Source organism: Bradyrhizobium sp. 2TAF36 (assembly GCF_052114925.1).
In the GTDB taxonomy this organism is placed as follows: domain Bacteria; phylum Pseudomonadota; class Alphaproteobacteria; order Rhizobiales; family Xanthobacteraceae; genus Bradyrhizobium; species Bradyrhizobium barranii.
Genome location: NZ_JBFRFR010000189.1, coordinates 1 through 4,908, shown reverse-complemented (window position 1 = coordinate 4,908; position 4,908 = coordinate 1). Strand labels below are relative to the sequence as shown.

General features: G+C 59.8%; 5 protein-coding genes. 3 read left to right on the top strand and 2 right to left on the bottom strand.

What is annotated here, in order from left to right:
- Window positions 1-180: 180 nt before the first annotated feature.
- Window positions 181-831: an FMN-dependent NADH-azoreductase gene (locus AB4Z51_RS44265; protein WP_441499709.1), complete on the bottom strand. Its 651-nt coding sequence runs from the start codon at window positions 829-831 to the stop codon at window positions 181-183.
- A 203-nt stretch (window positions 832-1,034) separates the two neighbouring features.
- On the opposite strand from AB4Z51_RS44265, the gene pdxR reads away from it, so the two are divergent.
- From pdxR to AB4Z51_RS44250, 3 genes are all read left to right on the top strand, one after another.
- A complete protein-coding gene (pdxR, locus tag AB4Z51_RS44260; RefSeq protein WP_441268441.1) occupies window positions 1,035-2,456 on the top strand; it encodes a MocR-like pyridoxine biosynthesis transcription factor PdxR in 1,422 nt (473 codons plus the stop codon).
- 127 nt (window positions 2,457-2,583) lie between these two features.
- On the top strand, window positions 2,584-3,039 hold the full coding sequence (locus AB4Z51_RS44255) for a carboxymuconolactone decarboxylase family protein (protein WP_247310112.1): 456 nt from the start codon (window positions 2,584-2,586) through the stop codon (window positions 3,037-3,039).
- A gap of 106 nt (window positions 3,040-3,145) precedes the next feature.
- A complete protein-coding gene (locus AB4Z51_RS44250; protein WP_441268440.1) occupies window positions 3,146-3,466 on the top strand; it encodes a DMT family transporter in 321 nt (106 codons plus the stop codon).
- Between the two features lie 210 nt (window positions 3,467-3,676).
- Here AB4Z51_RS44250 and AB4Z51_RS44245 read toward each other — a convergent pair whose 3' ends face one another.
- The gene (locus tag AB4Z51_RS44245) at window positions 3,677-4,906 is read right to left on the bottom strand and encodes a cupin domain-containing protein (RefSeq protein WP_441499708.1); all 1,230 of its coding nucleotides are present in this window, start codon (window positions 4,904-4,906) and stop codon (window positions 3,677-3,679) included.
- Between the last annotated feature and the right edge of the window lie 2 nt (window positions 4,907-4,908).

Sequence of the window (4,908 nt, the reverse complement as noted above, 5' to 3'; positions counted from 1 at the left end):
CCCAGAACCTCCGGAAACTAGCCAAGCTGATCCCAGCGCCGCAGCCAAAACCGACCTAAGAGGCGGTCGGTTCGCGCTGCGAATTGCGGCCGTCTTGCTCGAAGACCGACTTCTTCAACGGAATCGGCCAGGAACGGACGTATCGGTGGCCGAACTGAGCGCGGGAAGGCCGTTGCGCGTTCATACAGCTTGCTGAAACACCCCCGTTGAATTGGGCGCGAAACGGAGGAAGAACCTCTGCATTGCCTGATCCGCCTTGGTTCGGGCTGCGACCAATGCATCAGGACCAAGGGCCGATCCTTCAACGGAGAAGAACGTCAAATCATGCAGCCCGATGGTGCCGAGGATAGCTTTTAGATACGGCGTGAGAAAATCGGGCTGATGCGCGCGATCGCCGGAAAATCTTCCGCCCGAGGACACTGCGACAAAAACCGGGCGGTCGCGCAACGCCCCCAGTTTTCCTTGGGCAGTCACGTCGAACGTTCGACGGACTCGAACGACGTGATCTATCCACGCTTTGAGAGCGGCAGGCACGGTGAAGTTGTGCATTGGAGTTGCGATGACGACGAAGTCCGCGCTCTCCAGTTCCTGGATCAGTTCTTCGGACCGGGACATGGAACCCTCGACAAACATTTCCAGGTACGATCGCTCGGTCGCGCCAAGAGCAGTTGCGTAGCTTTCATCGATATCGGGGACGCCGCTGATCGGTCGGATTATGACGGTTGCCGTCGGCTCSCTATCCAGCAAGTAGCCGACGATTTTCTGAGATAGCCTGTAACTCTCCGAGGCTTGCCCGCGGGGGCTGCAAGTCAAATGCAGTATTTTCGTCATCTGCTTTCCAATCTCTGCTGTCCGAACTCTGATCATCAGCAAAGAGCAATTTCGGCCTGCATCCAAGGACCATGAATGAGCTTTGCGACTGGACCATGATTTGCCGGCGCAGGCTTGACCGCTGCAGCGTGCGAGGAGTGGAGACCAATCCGAACCGTTATGGCATAGTGGGTTTTTCGTTCATCGAAAGATCGGATCGGGCCATGCCTGCCGCGAATCCCCGAAAGCTCCCGCCGCTTGATCCGAAGGCGGCAGCACCGTTCTACCGGCAGATTTACGATCGGTTTCGCGACGCTATCGCCACTGGAATGTTGAAGCCTGGTGACCGCATTCCGTCGGCACGGGCGTTGACCAAGGAATTGGGGCTGGCCAGAGGTACCATCGACACGGCTTATTCCTTGCTGGCCGCTGAAGGGTATGTCGAGGCGCGCGGGCAGGCAGGAACCATTGTAAGCCCAGACCTTACGCCGCGAATATCCATTGCGAACCCGACGCCGCGAGCGGATCCCCGGATGGATGCAGTCAGTTTTCGTCCGGATTCCATCCTGCCATTCCAGATGGGTTTGCCCGCCCTGGATGCGTTTCCCCGGAAGATCTGGGCACGCCTTGGCGCGCGCAGTGCGCGGGCCATGCAGCCTTCCGATATGATCCATCCCCCTGTGTCCGGCTTGCCTTCGCTGCGTGCTGAAATCGCGAGATATCTCCAGGTTTCGCGTGGGATAAACTGCTCCCCATCTCAGGTGTTCGTGACCTCGGGATACCGCCAAACCGTGGAGCTAATCGGTCATGCCCTGCTGAAGGCGGGTGATCGCGTCTGGCTCGAAGACCCGGGATATCCGCCCACGCGAGAAATTTTCGAATATATGCATATCGAAGGCATCTCGGTGCCGGTCGATGCGGAAGGCATGGTCGTTTCTGATGCCATCAAGCTCGCGTCCCGGGCGCGCGCAGCGGTGGTCACGCCTGCGCATCAGAGCCCGCTCTGCATGTCCCTGTCGTTACCTCGGCGTCTGGCGCTGTTGGACTGGGCCGCGCGAAACAAGGCATGGATCATCGAAGACGACTACGATGGCGAATACCGCTATGTCAGCCGCCCCCTCCCTGCATTGAAAAGCCTCGATCGTGACGGGCGGGTGCTCTATGCGGGCACCTTCAGCAAGGTACTTTTTCCAGGCATGCGGCTGGCCTATCTCGTCGTGCCGGAAGCGCAGGTCGAGCGGTTTAAGGAGGTCACCGAAAGCCTTTCAACTGGCTCTCCGGGGCTTACGCAAACCATCGTCACTTCATTCATCGCCGAAGGACATTTTGCGCGCCATATCCAGCGGATGCGGAGGCTCTATGCCGAGCGCCGCGCGGCAACCGCGGCGGGGCTGGAAAGCGTGCTGGGAAAAAATGTGCGAATAGATTTACAGCCGGGGGGCATGCACCTGATCTTGCGTCTGCGAGGCAACCGTTCAGATCGCCGGCTCGCTGCGAGCATGCGGGAACAAGGCCTGTACGCGGAGGCACTTACGGATTGGACGAGGCGCAATGATGGGGCTTCCGCCCTTCTTTTGAACTTCACGAATATCGCCTCACGGCGCACGGCCGAAAATTTCGGCCGGCGCATTTTGGGATTGATGTGACTGAAGCTCGAGCGTGATCTGCTGGATTATGGAAATCATGGCCCAGCTGCAAACACCTATCATGGACCTTCTTGAATAGGCCAAGATGAGAAACGATGGAATCCTTCAACCAGATGAGGATTCAATCATGAACAAGCGCATCGATTACGCCAAGGCTTCACCGGAAGGCTTCAAGGCTTTTGGAGGGGTCTATGTCTATCTTCAAAAAAGCGGCCTTTCCAAGCAACTTGTCGATCTCGTCTACCTGCGGGTTTCGCAGATCAACGGCTGTGCCTACTGCATCGATATGCACTCCCGCGACCTGCTCAAGTCTGGCGTCGTCGCGGACAAGCTCGTGCTGGTGCCTGTGTGGCGAGACGCGGGGGAAGTCTTTAGTGAGCGCGAACGCTCTGCGCTGGCCTGGACCGAAACCGTGACGAGGGTGGCCGAAACCGGCGTTCCCGATGCCGACTACGAGGCCGCCGCCGGCGAATTCAGCGACAAGGAACTCGCTGACCTCACCTATGCCATCGGCTTGATGAGCGCGTTCAATCGATTGGGAATTTCGTTCCGCTCGATTCCCGCTGCCGCCAGTAAGGCTTGAGGCGCCCATCAGCAAGCATGTCGCGCATGGAATCCTCCATGCGCGTCCAGCCCCTTACAAGCAGCCCGGCCGTAACGCCCGGTGACCAGCGAATGGATTGACCCACATGGCATGGATGATACTGGCCTCCGCCGGCCTTCTCGAGATCGGATTCGCCTTCGGTATGAAGTGGTCCGCAGGCTTCACGCTGCTGATACCCGCGCTGTTTACGACTGCCACCGGTTTGTCGAGTATCTTTCTTCTCTCGCTGGCGCTCCGCACACTTCCCGTAGGAACGGGGTACGCGGTCTGGACCGGTATCGGTGCCGCGGGTACCGCCGTTCTGGGTATCGCAGTGCTGGGCGACTCTGCGTCGCCAGGGCGGATACTTTGCATTGCTTTGATTGTGGCCGGCGTGATTGGACTAAAGCTTGTCTCTGCAAACTGAGGATGCCACTGACGCTCGGGTGCCCGTTTCGGCCTGACCGTTTGATGCTAAAGCGGATCCGGCGACCACCAACGCAGGGCGGCCCAGGTCAGAACATTCATGGCGTTCTCCTTCTGCAGCCGGAGAGGGCGCGATCTTGCCGGCGGTCCGCCAGCGCCCTGCCCACCGGGCGCCGGACGAGTGCGCCGCGATGTACTCCGACTTTGGCAATTATTCCGGCACGACCAGAGCCTTGTTCGTGCGCAGCRCGCTCATCACCTTCGGATCRAGTTTGAGATGGGCTTGCACCAGTCCCGRMGGTGTTGCCGCCATCCAGGTATCGAGAGAGAAATCGATRAAGCGGTCACTCTTGAACGTCTCGAGAAATCGAAAGTTGGTCGAGCCGGTATTCTCGAGATAGTGGCCCATCGCCACCGGGACGTAACCAACGTCGCCGGCCTGCAGATCAAATGTGCGCGCCTGCCCCTGGCCGGCAAASACACCCATGCGCGCCTGYCCCTCGATGACGTAGAGCCACTCGTCTCCGTTAGGGTGCCAGTGCACCTCGCGCAATCCGCCAGGTTCGAGTTCAACCAGGGCCGCTGCGGTCGTGGTGCTGATTGGAAACAAACGGGAATCGGTGATCCGCACCGTTCCGCCCTTCGTCTTGATGGGYACCTGCTCCATCATCCGCCACGTGTAGCTCGTCTCCGACGCCTTTGCGCCCGATATGGCTTCCGATCCGAGCGGCCCCGGCAACGGRGCCAGGAAAATATAGCGCTCGCTTTCATCGGGGGTGTGGCCGAACARCGAGGCAGGCACTCCRAAATTCTTGCCCAGCACATCGGTCGGTATGCGCTTGAACCAGTCGTTGAGCAGGAAGGTGTTGTCTTCGTCGAAATCGCCATCGTCGAACACGAGAAGRAATTCGCAGCCGTCGGGGCCGAGGCCCTGGATCGAGTGCGGGGTTCCGCCSGGGAAGAACCAGAGATCTCCGACGCCGACGTCATCGACGAAATARCGTCCCTCGGAATCGACSGCCGTCACGCGAGCCTTGCCATAGAGCATGTAGGCCCATTCTGACGCCTTATGCCAATGCAGCTCACGCACACCGCCCGCGTTCAGGCGCATATTYACGCCGGCCATGGACTTGGCRATGCCCAGCTCACGCTGCGTGACCTGGCGGGTCCAGCCGCCCGGCTCAAGCCGCATATGGGCGTCCGAGAACGAGAAGCGCAGGTTCGGCARGGTGCCATGATCKGTCGACGGCGGTACCAGCAGATCCGGGTTCTGCTGATCCCGCATGAGATTGCGCGGACCGGGATCGGTGCCGCCGTGACCCGGTCGCTGTGGCTGAGGAATCGCGCCGCCCRCGGTTTGCGCGTGCGCCAGCCCAACGCTCGTTAGCAGACCTCCGGTAGCAGTCGCTGCCAACATATGGCGACGAGAAATGGAATCCATGC